Origin of the sequence: Burkholderia ambifaria AMMD (assembly GCF_000203915.1) — a bacterium.
GTDB classification, from domain to species: Bacteria; Pseudomonadota; Gammaproteobacteria; order Burkholderiales; family Burkholderiaceae; genus Burkholderia; species Burkholderia ambifaria.
Map to the genome: position 1 here is coordinate 1254229 of NC_008392.1, position 19776 is coordinate 1274004.

At 69.4% G+C, this 19776-nt stretch carries 14 protein-coding genes and 1 pseudogene; 9 read left to right on the forward strand and 6 right to left on the reverse strand.

Annotated elements, in window-relative coordinates:
• Nucleotides 1-31 precede the first annotated feature (31 nt).
• On the forward strand, nucleotides 32-1858 hold the full coding sequence (locus BAMB_RS32685; RefSeq protein WP_011661437.1) for a thiamine pyrophosphate-requiring protein: 1827 nt from the start codon (nucleotides 32-34) through the stop codon (nucleotides 1856-1858).
• A 110-nt stretch (nucleotides 1859-1968) separates the two neighbouring features.
• Here BAMB_RS32685 and BAMB_RS32690 read toward each other — a convergent pair whose 3' ends face one another.
• Together BAMB_RS32690 and BAMB_RS32695 are read right to left on the reverse strand one after the other, a co-directional pair.
• A complete protein-coding gene (locus tag BAMB_RS32690; protein ID WP_011661438.1) occupies nucleotides 1969-3747 on the reverse strand; it encodes a glycoside hydrolase family 15 protein in 1779 nt (592 codons plus the stop codon).
• A gap of 5 nt (nucleotides 3748-3752) precedes the next feature.
• Nucleotides 3753-4736, reverse strand: a complete 984-nt coding sequence (locus BAMB_RS32695) for an SDR family oxidoreductase (RefSeq protein WP_011661439.1) — start codon at nucleotides 4734-4736, stop codon at nucleotides 3753-3755.
• Nucleotides 4737-5019: 283 nt separating this feature from the next.
• On the opposite strand from BAMB_RS32695, the gene coxB reads away from it, so the two are divergent.
• From coxB to BAMB_RS32715, 4 genes are read left to right on the forward strand one after another with little or no spacing between them, the layout of a single operon-like run.
• Nucleotides 5020-6078 carry a cytochrome c oxidase subunit II gene (coxB, locus tag BAMB_RS32700; RefSeq protein ID WP_011661440.1) on the forward strand — a complete coding sequence of 353 codons (1059 nt, stop codon included), beginning with the start codon at nucleotides 5020-5022 and terminating at the stop codon, nucleotides 6076-6078.
• A gap of 14 nt (nucleotides 6079-6092) precedes the next feature.
• Nucleotides 6093-8741: a cytochrome c oxidase subunit I gene (gene ctaD / locus BAMB_RS32705; RefSeq protein WP_011661441.1), complete on the forward strand. Its 2649-nt coding sequence runs from the start codon at nucleotides 6093-6095 to the stop codon at nucleotides 8739-8741.
• Nucleotides 8738-9139 carry a hypothetical protein gene (locus BAMB_RS32710; RefSeq protein WP_011661442.1) on the forward strand — a complete coding sequence of 134 codons (402 nt, stop codon included), beginning with the start codon at nucleotides 8738-8740 and terminating at the stop codon, nucleotides 9137-9139. The genes ctaD and BAMB_RS32710 overlap by 4 nt, the downstream gene beginning before the upstream one ends.
• Nucleotides 9130-10794, forward strand: coding sequence for a c-type cytochrome (locus tag BAMB_RS32715; RefSeq protein WP_011661443.1), 1665 nt, complete (start codon nucleotides 9130-9132; stop codon nucleotides 10792-10794). Before BAMB_RS32710 ends, BAMB_RS32715 begins: the two co-directional genes overlap by 10 nt.
• Nucleotides 10795-10823: 29 nt before the next feature.
• On the opposite strand, the gene BAMB_RS32720 is transcribed toward BAMB_RS32715, so the two are convergent.
• On the reverse strand, nucleotides 10824-12284 hold the full coding sequence (locus BAMB_RS32720; protein ID WP_011661444.1) for an efflux transporter outer membrane subunit: 1461 nt from the start codon (nucleotides 12282-12284) through the stop codon (nucleotides 10824-10826).
• A gap of 76 nt (nucleotides 12285-12360) precedes the next feature.
• Between BAMB_RS32720 and BAMB_RS32725 the strand changes: the two genes are divergently transcribed.
• From BAMB_RS32725 to BAMB_RS35095, 4 genes and pseudogenes are all read left to right on the forward strand, one after another.
• Nucleotides 12361-12978, forward strand: a complete 618-nt coding sequence (locus BAMB_RS32725) for a TetR/AcrR family transcriptional regulator (RefSeq protein ID WP_006753846.1) — start codon at nucleotides 12361-12363, stop codon at nucleotides 12976-12978.
• 82 nt (nucleotides 12979-13060) lie between these two features.
• Complete coding sequence (locus BAMB_RS32730) at nucleotides 13061-14170, forward strand: efflux RND transporter periplasmic adaptor subunit (protein ID WP_011661445.1); 1110 nt, start codon at nucleotides 13061-13063, stop codon at nucleotides 14168-14170.
• The gene (locus tag BAMB_RS32735) at nucleotides 14167-17304 is read left to right on the forward strand and encodes an efflux RND transporter permease subunit (protein ID WP_011661446.1); all 3138 of its coding nucleotides are present in this window, start codon (nucleotides 14167-14169) and stop codon (nucleotides 17302-17304) included. The genes BAMB_RS32730 and BAMB_RS32735 overlap by 4 nt, the downstream gene beginning before the upstream one ends.
• A gap of 34 nt (nucleotides 17305-17338) precedes the next feature.
• Nucleotides 17339-17437 (forward strand): annotated as a pseudogene (locus BAMB_RS35095) (SDR family NAD(P)-dependent oxidoreductase); the annotation flags it as partial.
• On the opposite strand, the gene BAMB_RS32740 reads toward BAMB_RS35095, so the two are convergent.
• From BAMB_RS32740 to benC, 3 genes are all read right to left on the reverse strand, one after another.
• The gene (locus BAMB_RS32740; RefSeq protein ID WP_011661447.1) at nucleotides 17437-17829 is read right to left on the reverse strand and encodes a RidA family protein; all 393 of its coding nucleotides are present in this window, start codon (nucleotides 17827-17829) and stop codon (nucleotides 17437-17439) included. The pseudogene BAMB_RS35095 and the gene BAMB_RS32740 overlap by 1 nt on opposite strands.
• 116 nt (nucleotides 17830-17945) lie before the next feature.
• Complete coding sequence (benD, locus tag BAMB_RS32745; RefSeq protein WP_011661448.1) at nucleotides 17946-18722, reverse strand: benzoate diol dehydrogenase BenD; 777 nt, start codon at nucleotides 18720-18722, stop codon at nucleotides 17946-17948.
• Nucleotides 18719-19744 carry a benzoate 1,2-dioxygenase electron transfer component BenC gene (gene benC, locus BAMB_RS32750; RefSeq protein ID WP_011661449.1) on the reverse strand — a complete coding sequence of 342 codons (1026 nt, stop codon included), beginning with the start codon at nucleotides 19742-19744 and terminating at the stop codon, nucleotides 18719-18721. The genes benD and benC overlap by 4 nt, the downstream gene beginning before the upstream one ends.
• Nucleotides 19745-19776 lie beyond the last annotated feature (32 nt).

Here is a 19776-nt window from a genome sequence, read left to right on the forward strand (position 1 = left end):
TTCGGCTCATCCGGAACCAAGGAGAAACGGCATGGCGACAGTGGCGGATTTCATCGTCGAACGGCTGTACGACTGGGGCGTGCGCCGCGTGTACGGCTACCCGGGCGACGGCATCAACGGCTTTTTCGGCGCGCTCAGCCGCGCCGAGGGCAAGATCGAATTCATCCAGGCGCGCCACGAAGAGATGGCCGCCTTCATGGCGTCCGCGCATGCAAAATTTACAGGCGAGCTCGGCGTGTGCGTCGCGACCTCGGGCCCCGGCGCCACGCACCTCGTGACCGGCCTGTACGACGCGCGGCTCGACCACATGCCGGTGCTCGCGATCGTCGGCCAGCAGGCGCGCGCGGCGCTCGGCGGCCACTATCAGCAGGAAGTCGATCTGCCTGCGCTGCTCAAGGACGTCGCGGGTGCTTTCGTCCAGCTTGCAGTGGTGCCCGCGCAGGTGCGCCATCTGGTCGACCGCGCGGTGCGCATCGCGCTCGGCGCGCGCACCGTCACCGCGCTGGTGCTGCCCAGCGACCTGCAGGAGCTCGACTACGCGCCGCCGAAGCGCGCGCATGGCACCGTGCATTCGGGGGTCGGCTATACGCCGCCGAAGGTGGTGCCGTACGCGGACGACCTGCAGCGCGCGGCCGACGTGCTCAATGCGGGCAAGAAGGTCGCGATGCTGGTGGGCGCGGGTGCGCTGCACGCGACCGACGAGGTGATCGCGGTGGCCGACCGGCTCGGCGCGGGCGCCGCGAAGGCGCTGCTCGGCAAGGCCGCGCTGCCGGACGACCTGCCGTGGGTGACCGGCTCCATCGGGCTGCTCGGCACCAAGCCGAGCTACGAGCTGATGACCGAATGCGACACGCTGCTCGTCGTCGGCTCCGGCTTCCCGTATTCGGAATTCCTGCCGAAGGAAGGCCAGGCGCGCGGCGTGCAGATCGACCTGAAGGCCGACATGCTGAGCCTGCGCTATCCGATGGAGGTGAACCTCGTCGGCGACAGCGCCGAGACGCTGCGCGCGCTGCTGCCGCTGCTGAAGGAGCGCGGCGACACCGGCTGGCGCGACCGGATCGCGAAATGGAATGCGGACTGGCACGACACGCTGGCCGCGCGCGCGGCCGCGAAGGCGAGTGCCGGGCGCGGCGTGAATCCGCAGCGCGCGTTCACTGAGTTGTCGTCGCGGCTGCCCGACGACGTGATCCTGACGAGCGATTCCGGCTCGTGCGCGAACTGGTATGCGCGCGACCTGATGATGCGGCGCGGGATGATGGGCTCGCTGTCGGGCGGGCTCGCGTCGATGGGCGCGGCGGTGCCTTACGCGATCGCCGCGAAGTTCGCGTACCCGGTGCGCCCGGTGATCGCGATGGTCGGCGACGGCGCGATGCAGATGAACAACATGGCCGAGCTGATCACCGTCGCGAAGTACTGGCGGCAATGGCCCGATCCGCGCTGGATCTGCATGGTGCTGAACAACGAGGACCTGAACCAGGTCACGTGGGAGCAGCGCGTGATGGAAGGCGACCCGAAGTTCGACGCGTCGCAGCAGATTCCGAACGTGCCGTACTCGCGCTTCGCGACGCTGCTCGGACTGAAGGGCATCTACGTCGACGACCCGGAACAACTCGGCGCCGCTTGGGACGAGGCGCTGGCTTCCGACCGGCCGGTCGTGCTCGAGGTGAAAAGCGATCCGGAGGTGCCGCCGCTGCCGCCGCACGTGACGCTGCAGCAGGCGAAGCACTTCGCCGAGACGCTGGTGAAGGGCGACCCGCGTGAAGCGAACGTGATCGTCGAGACGGCGCGGCAGGTGCTGTCGGCCGTGTTGCCGGGCAATGGCGAACACGGCGGCAAGGGAAGCAAGAAGGAGTCGTAGGGGATGACGGGCGGCACGGCGCGGCACAGTACGACGCGTTCGCGGTGTCGCCCGTCGCGTCCCGTGCGAGGCGGCGCGGCGGCGCGTCAGTGGGTCAGTGGGTCAGTGCATCAGCCAATATCCACGTCGTCCCTTCCGTCGCCCTGCAGCGCGAGCGCCGCGTTGATCAACCCGACCTGCGCGAGCGTGAACGGGAAGTTGCCGCACAGGCGCCGCGCGTTCACGTCGTATTCCTCGGCCAGCAGCCCCACGTCGTTGCGCAGGCTCAGCAGCCGCTCGAACAGCGCGCGCGCATCGTCGTCGCGACCCTGCATCCGGTACACCTGCACGAGCCAGAAACCGGCCGTGACGAACGCGCCTTCGTCGCCTTCGCAGCCGTCGTTGAAAGGCTGTGGCCGATAGCGGAACGGCAGCCCGTCCTCCAGCAATTCCCGCTCGATCGCGGCAACCGTGCCGACCACCCGCGGATCGCACGCGTCGAGCATCCCCGTCAGCGGAATCAGCAGCAGGCTCACGTCGAGCCCGTCGCCGTCGTAGCGCTCGACGAACCGGCCGAGTTGCTCGTGGTAGCCGCGTGTGCACACGTCGTCGCGAATCGCATCGGCCCAGCGCTGCCACACGTCGAGCGGCGCGTGATGACCGAACGCGCGCGCCGAGCGGCACGCGCTTTCGACCGCCGCCCACACCATCACCTTCGACGACGTGAACAGATGCCGGCCGCTGCGCACTTCCCAGATCCCTTCGTCGGGGTCGCGCCAGACCGTCGCGAGATGCTCGATCAGCCGCCGCTCGAGCATCCACGCATCGTCGTCGGGCGGCAACCCGTGCCGGCGCGCATGGTACAGCGCGCCCAGCACCTCGCCGTACACGTCGAGCTGCAGCTGCAGGGCCGCCGCGTTGCCGAAGCGCACCGGTTGCGCGCCTTCGTAGCCGGCCAGATGCGGGGCAGTCCATTCCGCCGCACGACGGCCGCCGTCGGCCGCATACAGCACCTGCAATTGCGACGGATGGTCGGCGATCGCGCGCACCAGCCAGTCGCGCCAGCGCGCGGCCTCTTCGCGGTAGCCGCAGCGCACCAGCGCGCGCAGCGTGAAGCTCGCGTCGCGCAGCCAGCAGAACCGGTAATCCCAGTTGCGCTGGCCGCCGAAACGTTCGGGCAACGAAGTGGTCGGCGCCGCGACGATGCCGCCGGTGCGCAGGCTCGACAGCAGCTTCACCGTGATCAGCGCACGCTCGATCGCGTCGCGATACGGGCCTTCCGCCGTGTTGCACTTCACCCAGCCGCGCCAGAACGACTGCGTGTCGCGCACCGACGCGTACGCGTCCGGCACGACCGGCGGCCGGTCGTACGAACGCGCGTAGCTGATCGCGAAATCCACGCGCTCGCCTGCCGTGATGCGCTGCGCGCCGACGAGCCGATCGTCCTGCACGTCGAGCTGCATCTCGGTATCGAGCCACATCGCATCGCCGCCCGTCATCATCCGCCAGCGCCGGCCGAACGGACGGCACCACGGCAGCGCGTGGCCGTAGTCGAAGCGCACGCCGAGATCGACGTCGATCTCGACCGTGCCGCGCTCGCCGCGCACGCTGCGGACCAGGCACGGATCGGCCGTGTTCCAGTTCATCCAGTCGAGAATCACGATGCAGCCCGACGACGTTTCGAAAGTCGTCTCGAGAATCGCGGTGCCGGGCAGATAGCGGCGCACCGCACGTGCATTCGCGTCGCGCGGCGCAATGCGGAAGCGGCCGTTGTCGGGCGTGCCGATGAGTGCGGCGAAGCACGGCGGCGAGTCGAAGTCCGGCCAGCACAACCAGTCGATGCTGCCGTCGCGCGCGACGAGCGCGGCACTGCGGCCGTCGCCGATCAGCGCGTAGTCCTCGATCCGCATCGCGCTCACCGGTCCAGCTTGCGCGCGGCGACGAAACCCGCCGCGAGCACCGCGAAGACCGCGGCGAACGCCAGCGCGCGCGACGCGCCGAGCCCGGCCTCCGCGCCGGTGCGGCGCGCTTCGGCGGTGAACGCGCCGCGCGTCGCATGGCCGGCCGGCACCGTATGCCACAGATTCGATTCGCGCGGCCCGGCCGGCGTCGGGCGTTGCTGGCCGCGCACGGCCGTCAGCGCGAGATAGCGGTCGAAGCAGCCAGGCGCGAACGCGTTCGCCGCGATCGCGGCGAGCGACGACCAGCCGACCCAGCGCTCGCGGCACGGACGACGCGCGGCCTGCACGATCGCGTCGGCCGCCACTTCCGGCGCATAGACGGGCGCGACCGGGCGCGGCGCATTCGGCAACGTGGATTGGGCCCAGTCGAACTGCGGCGTGTCGATCGCCGGCAGTTGCACCATCGTCACGCGCACGCGGCTGTGCGCATGCAGCAACTCGCAGCGCAGCGCGTCGGTGAAGCCGCGGATCGCATGCTTCGCGCCGCAGTACGCCGACTGCAGCGGGATCGACCGGTACGCGAGCGCGGAGCCGACCTGCACGATCGTGCCGCGATTGCGCGGCGCCATCCGCGCGAGCGCCGCGCGCGTGCCGTACACGCAGCCCAGGTAGGTGACCTCGGTCACGCGTGCATAGTCTTCCGGCGAAATTTCGTCGAAAGGCGCGAACACCGTCACCATCGCATTGTTGACCCACACGTCGAGCGGGCCGAGTTCGTTTTCGATGCGCTCGGCGGCCGCATCGAGCGCGGCGGCGTCGCTGACGTCGACCGCGATCGGCAGCGCGTCGACGCCATACGCGCGCACTTCGGACGCGGTGTCGTCCAGCGCGTGCGGATCGCGTGCGAGCAGCGCGACGTTCGCGCCGAGCCGCGCAAACGCGTGGGCGGTGGCGCGGCCGACGCCGGCGCTCGCACCGGTGATCGCGACGGTCTTCACGGTCGATTCCTCCCGCTGTTTCAGGGTGGCCCGCACGCCGAGCGCGGCTTGCGCATTGCGTGCCGGAACGCGATCGGCGTAGCAAGCGGCATGCCGCGCAGCGTGCGGGCCTTGCAACCGGGGCGCGCGCGGTGAACGGTCGCCCAATTTACAAGCCGGCTGTAACGCACCGGACGTTGCGCCCGCAATCTCCGAGCCATGCGCAAACGCGCGCAGCGCGCACGGAAATTGCTGCGCCGCGAACGGTTTGTGGTCATGCCGTCGAATCCGGCAAGGAGTCGTGTTGCCCGTTCCGCCGTTCGCCCAAGCGCGCCGTATCGCGTGCCTCGCTTCCGTCGCAAGCCTCGTCGCGCCGGCGGCCGCGCGCGCGGCCAGCGAATTGGGCAAAGCCGCCACCGGGCCGGCCGGACCGCTGCCGCTCGCGTACGTCGCGCATGCGGCCGGCCCCGCCGCGCGGCCAGTGCTCGTGCTCGGCTGGGCGCTCGTCGCACTGTGCACGTTCGTGTGCATCGCGATCGCGGTGTTGCTGCTGATCGCGATATTTCGCCGCCGCGCGCAGGCAGATGGTGCGCCGCGCAGCGGGCTGGCGATCGTGACGGTCGGCTCCGCGATCTCGATCGTGCTGCTGTTCGCCGCGCTCGTGTACATGCTGCGCGTGCTCGGCGTGGTCGCGGCGCCGCCGCGCCCGCCCGCGCTGACGATTGTCGTGACGGCACACGACTGGTGGTGGGCCGTCCGCTATCCGGACGACGCGGGCGGCCCCGCGTTCGTCACGGCCAACGAGATCCACATCCCAGTGGGCGAGCCCGTCGCGATCGAACTGAACAGCGCGGACGTGATCCATGCGTTCTGGGTTCCGCAACTGGCCGGCAAAACGCAGACGATTCCCGGCCAGACCAACCATCAATGGCTGCAAGCCGACCGGCCCGGCGTCTATCGCGGACAGTGCTCCCAATACTGCGGCGCGCAGCACGCGCACATGGCGTTCGAGGTCGTGGCCGAGCCGCCCGACGCGTTTCGCGCATGGCTCGCCGCGCAGCGGCAGCCGGCGCCCGCCCCCGCGGCCGGCGCCGAGCAGCGCGGCCGGCGCGTCTTCGCCACGCGCTGCGCGGGCTGTCACGCGGTGCGCGGCACCGACGCGGCGGGCGACGCGGGCCCCGACCTGTCGCATCTCGGGTCGCGCCGGCTGCTCGCGGCCGGCACGCTCGACAACACGCCCGAGAACCTGCGGCGCTGGATCGCGCACGCGCAGCAGATCAAGCCGCAGACGCTGATGCCGTCGTTCGCGCTCGCGCCGCGCGACGCCGACGATCTCGCCGCCTATCTCGCGACGCTGCATTGAACGGAGGATCACGAATGGCCGTTGCCCACGACACGCCCACCGCGCCCACCGCGCTCAGCCGCGTGCCCGACCTCGGCGACGCGCCGCCGGGCTCCGCGCACGAGCGCGCGCTCGCCGCGCTGTGGGAATCGGAACCCGGCTGGCGCGGCTGGCTCGGCACGGTCGATCACAAGCGCATCGGGCTGCGCTACATCGTCACCGCCTTCGCGTTCCTGCTGCTCGGCGGCGTCGAGGCGCTCGTGATGCGCATCCAGCTCGCGCGCCCGAACGCAACGGTGCTCACGCCCGCGCAGTACGACGCGCTGTTCACGATGCACGGCGTCACGATGATCTTCCTGTACGCGCTGCCGGTGCTGTCCGGCTTCGCGAACTATCTGTGGCCGCTGATGCTCGGCTCGCGCGACATGGCGTTCCCGCGGCTCAATGCGTTCTCGTACTGGGCGTTCCTGTTCGCCGGGCTGTTCCTGTATGCAAGCTTTCCGCTCGGCGCGGTGCCCGACGGCGGCTGGTTCAACTACGTGCCGCTCACGTCGCTCGACTACAGCGCCGGCGCGAACATCGACATCTATGCGCTCGGGATGATCCTGCTCGGCATCTCGACGACCGGCGGCGCGGCGAACTTCGTCGTCACGCTGCTGCGCATGCGCGCGCACGGGATGTCGATCGACCGGCTGCCGATCATCGTATGGGGCACGCTGACCGCATCGGTCGCGAACCTCGTCGCGGTGCCGTCGGTGAGCCTCGCGTTCCTGCTGCTGTGGCTCGACCGCAATGCCGGCACGCACTTCTTCGACGTCGCGAACGGCGGCCGGCCGCTGCTGTGGCAGCACCTGTTCTGGATGTTCGCGCACCCGTGGGTGTACGTGGTCGTGCTGCCCGCGATGGGGATCGTGTCGGATGCGCTGCCGACCTTCTGCCGGCGGCCGCTCGTCGCGTACGAGGCCGTTGCGGTGTCGACGGTCGCGACGATGCTGATCGGCTTCGAGGTGTGGGTGCATCACATGTTCGCGACCGGCATCGCGCCGCTCGCGCTCGCGTTCTTCGGCGCGGCGAGCATGCTGATCTCGATCCCGAGCGCGGTCGCGGTGTTCGCGTGGCTCGCGACGATCTGGACCGGCCGGCCCGTGTTCCGCACGCCGTTTCTGTATTTCGCGGGCTTCGTGCTGATGTTCGTGGTCGGCGGCGTGTCCGGCGTGATGACGGCAGCGGTGCCGCTCGACTGGCAGTTGACCGACACGTATTTCGTCGTCGCGCATCTGCATTACGTGCTGCTCGGCATCAACGTGTTCCCGGTACTCGGCGGCGTCACGTACTGGTTCCCGAAGTTCACCGGGCGGATGATGAACGAGCGCTTCGGACGCCTGACGTTCTGGGTCGTGCTGGTCGGCTTCAACCTCGGCTTCTTCCCGATGCACGTCGCCGGGCTGCTCGGGATGCCGCGCCGCATCTATACCTATCCGTCCGGGATGGGGTGGGACACGTCGAACCTGCTGACCACGATCGGCTCGTTCATTTTCGGCATCGGCATCGTGATGTTCGTCGTCAACGCGCTCGTCAGCGCGCGGCGCGGCGCGCGTGCCGGCGAGAATCCGTGGGGCGGCGCCGGACTCGAATGGTCGGTCGCGTCGCCCACGCCCGTGTACAACTTCGCGGTGCTGCCGCTCGTCGGCTCGCGGCATCCGCTGTGGGAAACGCGCGACGATCCGAAGCGCACCAGCCTGCGGGTCGGCTACCGGCTCGCCAACGGCCGCGAGGCGCTCGCCGTCACGCCGCTCGCGGCGGCGCCGAGCGCGATCCTGAAGATGCCGGAGGACACCTGCGTGCCGTTCGTGCTGGCGCTGCTTGCGACGGCTGTGTTCGCGGCGATGCTCGCGCGCTCGCCGACGCTCGTGTGCGTGGCCGTCGCCGGGTGCGCGATCGCGAACGCCGTCTGGCTGTGGCCGCGCGGCACGCTCGGGCAGCGCGCGCACCTGCCGGCCCGCGACGACACGCAGGCGCCGTCGGCCGCGGCCGGCGCGCATCCGGACGAACCGTCGCCGGCCACGACGCCGGCGGGCGCGCCGGCCGCGTGCGTCGAACCGCTGCCGGTCGGCAGTTGCGGCGAACGCGCGGGCGGCTGGTGGGGTGTCATCACGCTGATCGTGACCGAGGCCGGCCTGTTCGGCTATCTGCTGTTCTGCTACTTCTATCTGCAATCGCAATCGTCCGCGCCGTGGCCGCCCGAAGGGATGCCGAAGATCGGCCTCGCGGCCGGCAACACGGTCGTGCTGCTGTCGAGCAGCGTGTTCGTGTGGCTCGCCGAGCGCGCGGTGCGGGCCGACAAGCGGCCGCACGCGGTGGCCGCGCTCGCCGTCGCGCTGGTGCTCGGCATCGCATTCGCGCTCGTTCAACTGCACGAGTGGCGCGACCATCCGTATGGCCCGACCGTACACCTGTACGGCAGCCTGTACTTCACGATCACCGGCTTTCACCTCGCGCACGTGGTGGCCGGGCTCGTGATCCTCGCGCTGCTCGCCGGCTGGACGGCCGCCGGCTTCTTCAGCGGCGAGCGGCGCGTCGCGCTGACGGTCGGAGGGCTCTACTGGCACTTCGTCGACATCGTGTGGCTGTTCATCTTCACCGCGCTGTACGTGTCGCCGTACTGGCTCAGGAGGTCGGGATGAACGGCGCGCGACGCTCGTGGACGCCCCTGCTCGCGATCGCGGCCGGCCTGATCGGCGCGCCCGCGCTGTGGTTCGCGCAGATGCTGGCGTCCGAGACGCTCGCGTCGACCGCGTGCTATCCGCTCGGCGTCGCGCAGGCCGTGCCGCGCTGGGCGCACGTGGGCGTGTGGCTCGCGCTGATCGCCGCGTGCGCATTCGCGCTGGCGGCGGCGTTCGCCACCTGGCTCGTGCGCACGTGGCAACGCAGGCACGATGCCAACGTTCAGGCCGCGACGCGCGACGACAGCACGCGATTCCTCGCGCGCTGCGGAATGCTCGCCGCGCTCGGGTTCGTGATCGGTCTCGTGTTCACGGGCATCGTGTCGGCTTTCGTGGGGCCGTGCAGTCCATGGCGCTGATCTCGTTCGCTTCGTTCCGCTTTCCCGGGCGTGCGATCGGCGTCGCACTCGCCTTACTCGCCGCTTGCGTCGCGCTCGCCGCGTGCGACATGCAGCGGGACGATCATCCTGCGTCCGCCGGCGATACGGCCGACGCCGCGTCGGCGGCGGACGCGCCCGAACCCGCGTCGGGCTGGCGCTTCGTGCGGATCGGTGCGGCGGCGGCCGATGCCGGTGCGTCGATGTCGGCTCGCGTGAAAGAGGATCGGAGGCTTTCGGGGGCGCCTGTCGTGGCGGCGTCGGCTGCTGCGGCTACGTCGGCGGTGTCGGCGGTGTCGGCGGTGTCGGCGGTGTCGGCGGTGTCGGCGGCGGCGGCGGCGGCGGCGGCGGCGGCCCCAACGCCCGCCGCGCCATCGGTTGCGGCATCGGCCAAGGCGGCCCGACGCCCGATGGTCGCCGCTGCCGCCGCGAACACCGACGCCGCGACGATCGCGCACGGCCGCTACCTCGCGCTTGCCGGCGACTGCGCGGCCTGCCACGACGCGGCCGATCACACGCCCTACGCGGGCGGCCAGCCGGTGAATTCGCCGTTCGGGCCGATCTATGCGCCGAACATCACGCCGGATCCGGCGCACGGAATCGGCCACTACACGCTGCAGCAGTTCGACGACGCGTTGCGGCGCGGCGTGCGCGCGGATGGCAGCCGGCTGTATCCGGCGATGCCCTACCCGTCGTTCGCGCGGATGACCGACGCCGACGTGCGCGCGCTCTATGCGTATTTCATGCGCGGCGTCGCGCCGTCCGCGAACGCGGCGAAGCTCACGCGGCTGCCGTTTCCGTTCAACCAGCGCTGGGCGCTCGGGCTATGGAGCCTCGCCTTCGCGAACCGCGACCGGTTCGTGCCGCAACCGGCGCAATCGGCCGAGTGGAATCGCGGCGCGTATCTGGTGCAGGGGCTCGGCCACTGCGGCGCGTGCCATACGCCGCGCGGGCCGGCCTATAACGAGCGCGGCTACGACGAGCGCAGCCCGGCATTCCTGACCGGCGGCATCAACGATCACTGGTTCGCGCCGAACCTGACCGGCGCGGACACGGACGGCCTCGGCCGCTGGACCATCGACGAGCTCGCCGCCTTCCTGCGCAGCGGCCATGCGGTACGCGGCGCGGTGTTCGGCGCGATGGCGCCGGTCGTCGAAGAGAGCACCGCGCTGCTCAGCGACGACGATCGTCACGCGATCGCCGTCTACCTGAAATCGTTGCCCGCGCAACCGACTGCCGCGACGAACCCGCTGGGCGTCGGCGTTCCGCGGCTGACGGCCGCGGGGCCTCGGCCGCAAGGCGGTCAGCAGGCGCCGGGCGCCGGCGTGTATGCGGGGTTCTGCGCGCGCTGTCACGGCGCGGACGGCGCCGGCGTGCGCGATCACGGGCCGCCGCTCGCGGGCAATACGGCTGTGCTGGCAGCCGATCCAACGAGCGCGATCCGGATCGTCGTCGAAGGCGCGCGGCCGGCGCCCGGCACGAACGGCCCGGTGCAGCGGATGCCCGCGATGCGCGGCGCGCTGACGAGCGGCGAAATCGCGGCGGTGGTCAGCTACGTGCGCGGCGCGTGGGGGAATCGCGCCGCGCCGGTGTCGGAGCAGGAGGTGAGGCGGTTGCGGGCGGCGATTCATCGATGACGGCCATCGGCCACATTCCGACGAAGTCACTACCGCATGGCCACCGCTTCCGATCCCTGCGCCTGCCACCCACCACCGAGCGCCTTGAACGCGGCAACCGCCGCGCGTGCGGATTCGGTTTGCGCCTGCACGCGTTGGTCGGACGCGCGCAGCAGGTTTTCGTCGGCCTGCAGCACCTCGATCAGGCTGACGACGCCTTTCTGGTACGCAGCAAACGACGCGGCTCTCGCTCGCCCAAGCGAATCCACGCCGCCGCCAAGAACTGCTGCCTGCTCGTCGCGCTTGACGAGCGCCGAGAACGCGTTTTCGACGTCCTCGGTCGCGTGCAGCGCCGCGAGCCGATACGCGGCCAGCATTTCCGCATCCTGTCCTTTGGCCTGCGCGATCTGCGCATTGATCCGGCCGAAGTCGAACAGACGCCAGCGCAGGCCGAGCACGCCCGCGGCCTGGTTGGCGCCGCCGGTAAACAGATTGCCCGCGCCCATCGTCGTCGCGCTGCCGATCAGCCCGCTCAGCGAGAACTTCGGGTAATACTCGGCGACGGCCATGCCGATGCGCGCGTTCGCCGCCGCCACGCGCCGCTCGGCCACGATCAGGTCGGGCCGCCGCCTGAGCAGTTCACCGGGCGTTCCCGTCGCCGCGATCCGCGGCGCGACCGGCACGTCGCCGCCGTCGAGCAATTCCGCCCGATGCGTGCCGGGCTGCGAACCGAGCATCACGTCGAGCGCGTTCATCGCCGTGTCCAGCGCCGCCTCGAGCACGGGCACCGTCGCGCGAACCTGCGCGAGCGCGCCTTCGGCCTGCCTGACCTGAAGCTCCGCCGCGAGCCCCTTGCCATACAGCAGGCTGATGGTCGACAGCAGATCCTGCTCGGTCTGCACCTGGTGCCGCGCGACCTTCAACCGGCCCTGCAACCCGCGAATCGTGATGTAGATGTCCGCGGTTTGCGCGGCGACGGCAAGGCGCGTCGCCACCGCGCCGGCTTCCGACGCCTGGTAGTCGGCAAGCGCCGCTTCGCGGCCGCGGCGCAGCCCGCCGAACACGTCCAGCTCCCAGCTCGCGTTGAAGTCGGCCTCATAGTCGCTGCCGTGACGGTCGAAACCGGGCGCCGAGTTCAGCACACGCCCCAACGGCGTTTCGACCGACTGGTAGACGCGCGCTGCCTGACCACTCACCTCGCCCGAAGGCAGCAGCGCCGCATTCGCCGCACTCAGCCCTGCGCGCGCTTGTGCGACGCGTGCCGCGGCCTGCGCGAGATCGAGGTTCTGCGCCAGGGCCAGCGTGACGTAGCGCGTCAGTTGCGGATCGCCGAACCCCGTCCACCACGTCGCGAGATCGGCATCGGCGGCCGCGTGCCGCTGGTCCACGGCGGCCTGGCCCTGGAACCGCTGCGGCATCGCGACCTCGGGGCGCACGTAGTCGGGACCGACGGCGCAACCCGTCAACAGGACGGCAACAAGAACCGCGGCAACGACGGGTTTGGGTAGCATGACGGTTTTCGCAAGAATTCGATAGTGACTATAATACCAAATAGTCACTCGTTGTCCATCCTGTCGGCTGCAGCCCATGAAAAAAACCGCTTCCTCCCCGGCCCCCGCGCGGGGGCCGGCCGACCACGACGTCCGGGACCAGATCGTCGTTGCCGCCACCGAGCACTTCAGCCGGTACGGTTATGAAAAGACGACCGTGTCCGATCTCGCGAAGGCGATCGGCTTCTCGAAGGCCTATATCTACAAGTTCTTCGAATCGAAACAGGCGATCGGCGAAATGATCTGCGCGAACTGCCTGCACGAGATCGAGACCGAGGTGCGCGCGGCCGTCGCCGAGGCCGAACTCCCCACCGAGAAGCTGCGGCGGATGTTCAAGGTCTTTACCGAAGCGAGCCTGCGGCTGTTTTTCCGCGACCGCAAGCTGTACGACATCGCCGCGTCGGCTGCCACCGGGAACTGGCAGTCGGTGCAGGCCTATGAAGCGCGCGTGCAGAAACTGCTGCAGGACGTGCTGCAGGCAGGCCGCCAAAACGGTGAGTTCGAGCGCAAGACGCCGCTGGACGAAACCGCGATGGCGATCTACCTGGTGATGCGCCCGTACCTGAATCCGCTGCTGCTGCAATACAACCTCGACACGACCGACGCCGCGCCCGCGCAGTTGTCGAACCTCGTTCTGCGCAGCCTCGCCCCGTGATACGTCACCGTTTGTGACCATTGACTATTTTAGTCACTAGATCCACAATGAGAGCCCCGAACACTTCGTCACTGGGTCTTTCATGGTCAGGCGTCGCCTCGCTCTCCTCGCAGTCGCTTCCGCACTGCCGCTCGCGCTAGCCGCGTGCAGCGGAAAAGCGCCTTCCGATCCGCGCACGGAAGCGCCGCTCGTGCGTACCGCCGTCGTCCAGGCGGCCGTTCCCGCGTCGCGCGCGTTTACCGGCACCGTTGCCGCCCGCGTGCAAAGCGACCTCGGGTTCCGGGTGTCCGGCAAGGTGCAGGAGCGGCTCGTCGACGCCGGTCAAACCGTCCGGCGCGGCCAGCCGCTGATGCGGCTCGACCCCGTCGACCTGAAGCTCGCGGCGCGCGCACGCGACGAGGCCGTGGCCGCCGCGCGGGCCCGCGCGCGGCAGACCGCCGAGGACGAAGCCCGCTACCGCGACCTGCGCGGCACCGGAGCGATATCGGCATCGGCCTATGACCAGATCAAGGCGGCGGCCGATGCCGCCAAGGCGCAACTGAGTGCCGCCGAGGCCGACGCGAACGTGTCGCGCAATGCGACAGGCTATGCGGAACTCGTCGCGGACGGCGACGGCGTCGTGATGGAAACCCTCGCCGAGCCCGGTCAGGTGGTCAGCGCGGGCCAGCCGGTGGTGCGGCTCGCGCACGCCGGCAGCCGCGAGGCCGTAATCCAGTTGCCCGAAACCCTGCGCCCGGCGATCGGGTCGAGCGCGCAGGCCGAGCTGTTCGGCAAGCAGGACGTGAGCGTTCCCGCGACGCTGCGCCAGCTCTCCGATACCGCGGATACCAGAACGCGCACGTTTGAAGCGCGTTATGTGCTGCAGGGTGCGTTAGCCGGCGCACCGCTGGGTGCGACCGTGACGATCCGGATCGCGGACGGCTCACCGCAAACCGGCCTGCAGGTGCCGATCGGCGCGCTGCTGGACGCCGGCAAGGGGCCCGGCGTGTGGGTCGTCGCCGGCGATCCGGCGAAGGTGGCGTGGCGGCCGGTCAATCTCGAGCATCTGGACGACGACAGCGCCCGCGTGTCCGGCGCGCTGAAGCAAGGCGAGCGGGTCGTCGCACTCGGCGCCCACTTGCTGCGCGAAGGCGAAACGGTCCGCGTGTCGCCGCAGGCCGTCGCGGTCGCAAGCGAAGGAGCACGACCGTGAGCGAGCGCCGCTTCAACCTGTCGGCGCTCGCGGTGCGCGAGCGCGCGGTCACGCTGTTCCTGATCTGCCTGATTTCGCTCGCGGGGCTCGTGTCGTTCTTCAAGCTCGGCCGCGCGGAAGACCCGGCCTTCACGGTCAAGGTGATGACCATCGTCACCGCGTGGCCCGGCGCGACCGCGCAGGAAATGCACGACCAGGTCGCCGAAAAGATCGAAAAGCGCATGCAGGAGCTGCGCTGGTACGACCGCACCGAAACCTACACGCGCCCCGGCCTCGCGTTCACGACGCTGACGTTGCTCGACAGCACGCCGCCGTCCGAGGTGCAGGAGCAGTTCTATCAGGCGCGCAAAAAGATCGGCGACGTGACGAACGATCTTCCGTCGGGCGTGATCGGCCCGATGGTCAACGACGAATATGCGGACGTCACGTTCGCCCTCTTCGCGCTGAAGGCCAAGGGCGAGCCGCAGCGCCTGCTGGTGCGCGACGCGGAGACGCTGCGCCAGCGGCTGCTGCACGTGCCCGGCGTGAAGAAGGTCGACATCATCGGCGAGCAGGCGGAGCGCATCTATATCCAGCTGTCGCACGACCGGCTCGCGACACTCGGCGTGAGCCCGCAGGACGTGTTCGCCGCGCTCAACGGCCAAAACGCGCTGACGCCGGCCGGCTCCGTCGAGACGCGCGGCCCGGAGATCTTCATTCGCGTGGACGGCGCGTTCGACAAGCTGCAGAAGATTCGCGACACGCCGATCGTCGCGCAAGGTCGCACGCTGAAGCTGTCGGACATCGCCACCGTCGAGCGCGGTTACGAAGACCCGTCGACGTTCCTGATCCGCAACAACGGCGAACCCGCGCTGCTGCTGGGCATCGTGATGCGCGACGGCTGGAACGGGCTCGACCTCGGCAAGGCCCTCGACCACGAGGTCGGCGCGATCAATACCGGGCTGCCGCTCGGCATGAGCCTGACCAAGGTGACCGACCAGTCCGTGAACATCAGCTCCGCCGTCGACGAGTTCATGGTGAAGTTCTTCGCCGCGCTGCTCGTGGTAATGCTGGTGAGCTTCGTCAGCATGGGCTGGCGCGTGGGGCTCGTCGTCGCCGCGGCCGTGCCGCTGACGCTCGCCGTGGTGTTCGTCGTGATGGCCGCGACCGGCAAGAACTTCGACCGCATCACGCTCGGCTCGCTGATCCTCGCGCTCGGCCTGCTGGTCGACGACGCGATCATCGCGATCGAGATGATGGTCGTGAAGATGGAGGAAGGCTACGACCGCGTGGCCGCGTCGGCCTACGCGTGGAGCCATACGGCCGCGCCGATGCTGGCCGGTACGCTGGTGACCGCGGTCGGCTTCATGCCGAACGGCTTCGCGCGCTCCTCCGCGGGCGAATACACCAGCAACATGTTCTGGATCGTCGGGATCGCGCTGATCGCATCGTGGGTCATCGCGGTGGCCTTCACGCCGTACCTCGGCGTGAAGATGCTGCCGGACTTCAAGAAGTTCGAGGGCGGTCACGATGCGATCTACGACACGCCGCGCTACAACCGCTTCCGCCAACTGCTGACGCGCGTGATCGCCCGCAAATGGATCGTCGCCGGTTCGGTCGTCGGCCTGTTCGTGCTCGCGATTCTCGGCATGGCGATCGTCAAGAAGCAGTTTTTCCCCATCTCGGATCGCCCCGAGGTGCTGATCGAGGTGCAGATGCCGTACGGCACGTCGATTTCGCAGACCAGCACCACCACGTCGAAGGTCGAGGCATGGCTCGCCAGACAGAAGGAAGCGCGGATCGTCACCGCGTACGTCGGCCAGGGTGCGCCGCGTTTCTATCTGGCGATGGGGCCGGAGCTGCCCGATCCGTCGTTCGCGAAGATCGTGGTGCGCACCGACAGTCAGGAGGAACGTGAGGCATTGAAGGCGCGACTACGAAAAGTCATCGCCGACGGCCTCGCGCCCGAGGCGCGCGTGCGCGTCACGCAACTCGTGTTCGGTCCGTATTCGCCGTTCCCGGTGGCCTACCGGATCACGGGCCCCGATCCGGACACGCTGCGCGGCATCGCAACCGATGTGCAGCGCGTGATGACCGGCAGCCCGATGATGCGCACGGTCAATGCCGACTGGGGCACGCGCGCGCCCACGATGCATTTCACGTTGCAGCAGGATCGCCTGCAGGCGGTCGGATTGACGTCGGGCGCGGTCGCGCAGCAACTGCAGTTCCTGCTCACGGGGGTGCCCGTCACGGCGGTGCGCGAGGATATTCGAACCGTGCAGGTGATCGCGCGTTCGGGCGGCGATACGCGGCTCGACCCGGCGCGGCTCGCCGACTTCACCCTCGTCGGCGCGAACGGCCAGCACATTCCGCTGTCGCAGGTCGGCAAGGTCGACGTGCGCATGGAGGAACCGATCATGCGCTGGCGCGATCGCGTGCCGACCGTCACCGTGCGCGGCGACATCGCCGACGGCTTGCAGCCGCCCGACGTATCGGCCGCGATCACGAAGGCGCTGCAACCGATCGCCGACAAGCTGCCGAGCGGTTATCGAATCGAGCAGGCCGGCTCCATCGAGGAATCGGGCAAGGCGACCGCGGCGATGCTGCCGCTGTTCCCGATCATGCTCGCGATCACGCTTGTCATCATCATCTTCCAGGTGCGCTCGATCTCCGCGATGGTGATGGTGTTCCTGACGAGCCCGCTCGGGTTGATCGGCGTAGTGCCGACGCTGATCCTGTTCGGGCAGCCGTTCGGCATCAACGCGCTGGTCGGGCTCATTGCGCTGTCGGGGATCCTGATGCGCAACACGCTGATCCTGATCGGGCAGATCCATCAGAACGAACTCTCGGGGCTGGATCCGTTCCATGCAGTCGTCGAAGCGACCGTGCAGCGGGCCCGCCCGGTCATCCTGACCGCGATGGCCGCCGTGCTCGCGTTCATTCCGCTCACCCATTCGGTGTTCTGGGGAACGCTTGCATACACGCTGATCGGCGGCACGTTCGCCGGCACGGTCCTCACGCTGGTGTTCCTGCCCGCGATGTATGCGATCTGGTATCGAATCCGGCCCGGCCATGCCGCCGGTTCGCGCCGCGGCGAGCACGAGGCGTCGCTTCCCGAACCTACGCTTGCACCCGCGCTCGACGCGCGCGATTGATACCCAGCCCGTTCACGTATCGAAGGAAGCAGCCATGTCGAACCCCATCGTTGTCGTCGTGACCGGCGTGTCGTCGGGCATCGGGCGCGCCGCCGCCGAGAAGTTCGCGAAGCGCGGGTGCCGCGTGTTCGGTTACAGCACCGCCACCGCCTTGATCTCGACGATATAGCCCGGCGAACCGCCCAGCATGTGCGCACCGACGGCGGTCCACGCCGGCCGCGGATGCGCATGGAAATAGCGGTCGCGCACCTGCAGGAACAGCGGCAGGTCGCGCATGTCGGTATGGAAGGTCGTCAGGTCGACCACGTCGTCGAGCGAAGCGCCGCCGGCCTCCAGCACGCGCTTCAGGTTCTCGAACGCCTGCACGATCTGCGCTTCGCGGTCTTCCACCAGTTGCATCGCGGCGTCACGGCCGATCTGGCCGGACACGTAGACGGTATCGCCGACCTTGATCGCCGGTGCATAGCCGATTTTTTCGTACACGGCCTCCATTCCGGCCGGAATGATCGCTTCGCCTTCGCGCATGAGTGTCTCCGTGGCCGGGCTCGCGGCGCCGGCCGATTAGGTAAGTGTCGGATAGCGTGCCCGCGCGGCTGCGGCGCATGCACGCATGAACCACGGTTCGGCAAGCGGTGCGCCGCTCAACCCGTATCGCCGCCCGCGACCGGTAGCACCGTGCCGGTGATGTAGCTCGCTTCGTCGGACGCGAGGAACAGGATCGGCGCGATCTGTTCGTCGAGGCTGCCGTAGCGCTTGAAGAACGTCGAGTCGGTCACCTGCCGCACTGCTTCGGCCATCCACGCCTGTTCCTGCTCGCTGTCGCCGGCCGCATTGCGCGGCACGCGGCGCGGCGGCGCTGCGGTGCCGCCGGGCGCGGTCGCGACCACGCGGATGCCATGCTCCGCGTATTCCATCGCGAGCGCCGCCGTCAGCGCATTGACGCCGCCCTTCGCGGCCGAGTACGGCACGCGGCGAATCCCGCGCGTCGCGTTCGACGACACGTTCACGATCGTGCCGCCGCCCCCGGCCAGCAGATGCGGCAACACCGCGTGGCAGCTGTAGAGCGTCGGCATCAGCGAGCGGCGGATTTCCGCGTCGATCTGCGCGGGCTCGAACTCGGCGAACGGCCGCATCCGGATCGCGCCGCCGACGCCGTTGATCAGCACGTCGATCCGGCCGAACGTCGCGACCGCGAACGCCATCGCCGCGTGCGCGCCGTCGTAGGTTTCGAGATCGGCGACGAAACCGGCCGTGTCGCCGCCCGGCGCTTCGGCGGCCACCTCGGCCACGAATTCCGCACGATCGACGAACAGCACGCGGCCGCCCTCGGCCGCCGCGCGCAGCGCGACGCCGCGACCGATGCCCTGCGCCGCGCCGGTGACGACGACGACCTTTCCGGAGAATCGTTGCATGGTCATGCCGCCTTTGCCGTCGTCACGTTCGGCGTGAACTTCTCGTAGTGGAAGCTGTTGGGCTTCACGCCCTGATCGTCGAAGTACTGGCGCACCGCATCGACCATCGGCGGCGGCCCGCACAGATAGACGTCCACGTCGCCGTCGTTCAGCGCGTCGGCCGGAATGTGCTGCGTGACCCAGCCCTTGCGCGCATGGCTCGACGCCGCATCGGCGACGACGGTCGCGAAGCTGAAGTTCGGCAGCTTCGCCGCATACGCTTCGATCGCGTCGACCAGCACCAGGTCGAGATCGCGCGTCACGCCGTAGATCAGGTGCACCTTCTGCTGCGAGCCGCTGCGCGCGAGCGCCTCCAGCATCGACAGGAACGGCGCGAGGCCCGTGCCGCCCGCGAGGAACAGCAGCGGCCGCGCGACGTCGCGCAGGTAGAAGCTGCCGAGCGGCCCGGTCAGCTCGAGCGTGTCGCCGGGCGCCGCCGATTCGAGCCACGTGCTCATCACGCCGCCGGGAATCTTCTTGATCAGGAATCCGATCTTCGTGTCACCCGGCGCGGACGAGAACGAATAGGACCGGTGCTGGCCGCTGCCCGGCACGCCGATGTTCACGTACTGGCCGGGCAGGAACGCCGGCGCGGCCGCGTCGACGTCGAGCTCGAGCACGATCGCCGCGTCGTTGTGCGGCTCGACCCGCGTCACGGTCGCGGCAAACGCGCTGTGGCCGGTCTTGCACGCGACCGACGAGGTTGGCACCGCGATCACGCAATCGCTTTGCGGCACCATCTGGCAGGTCAGCACGAGGCCGCCGTCCTTCTCGTCCTCGGTGAGCGCGTCGTCGATGTAGTCGTCGCCGAGGTCGTAGCTGCCGCTTTCCGCGCGGCACTTGCAGGTGCCGCACACGCCGTCGGAGCAGTCCATCGGCAGGTTGATCTTCGCGCGAAACGCGGCGTCGAGCACCTTCTCGCCGGCCTTGCAGTCGATGAAGCGGGTGACCCCGTCCTCGAAGTTCAGTGCAATCTTGTAGGTGGACATGACCTCGTCTCCCTCGGTTACTGTCGAAACAA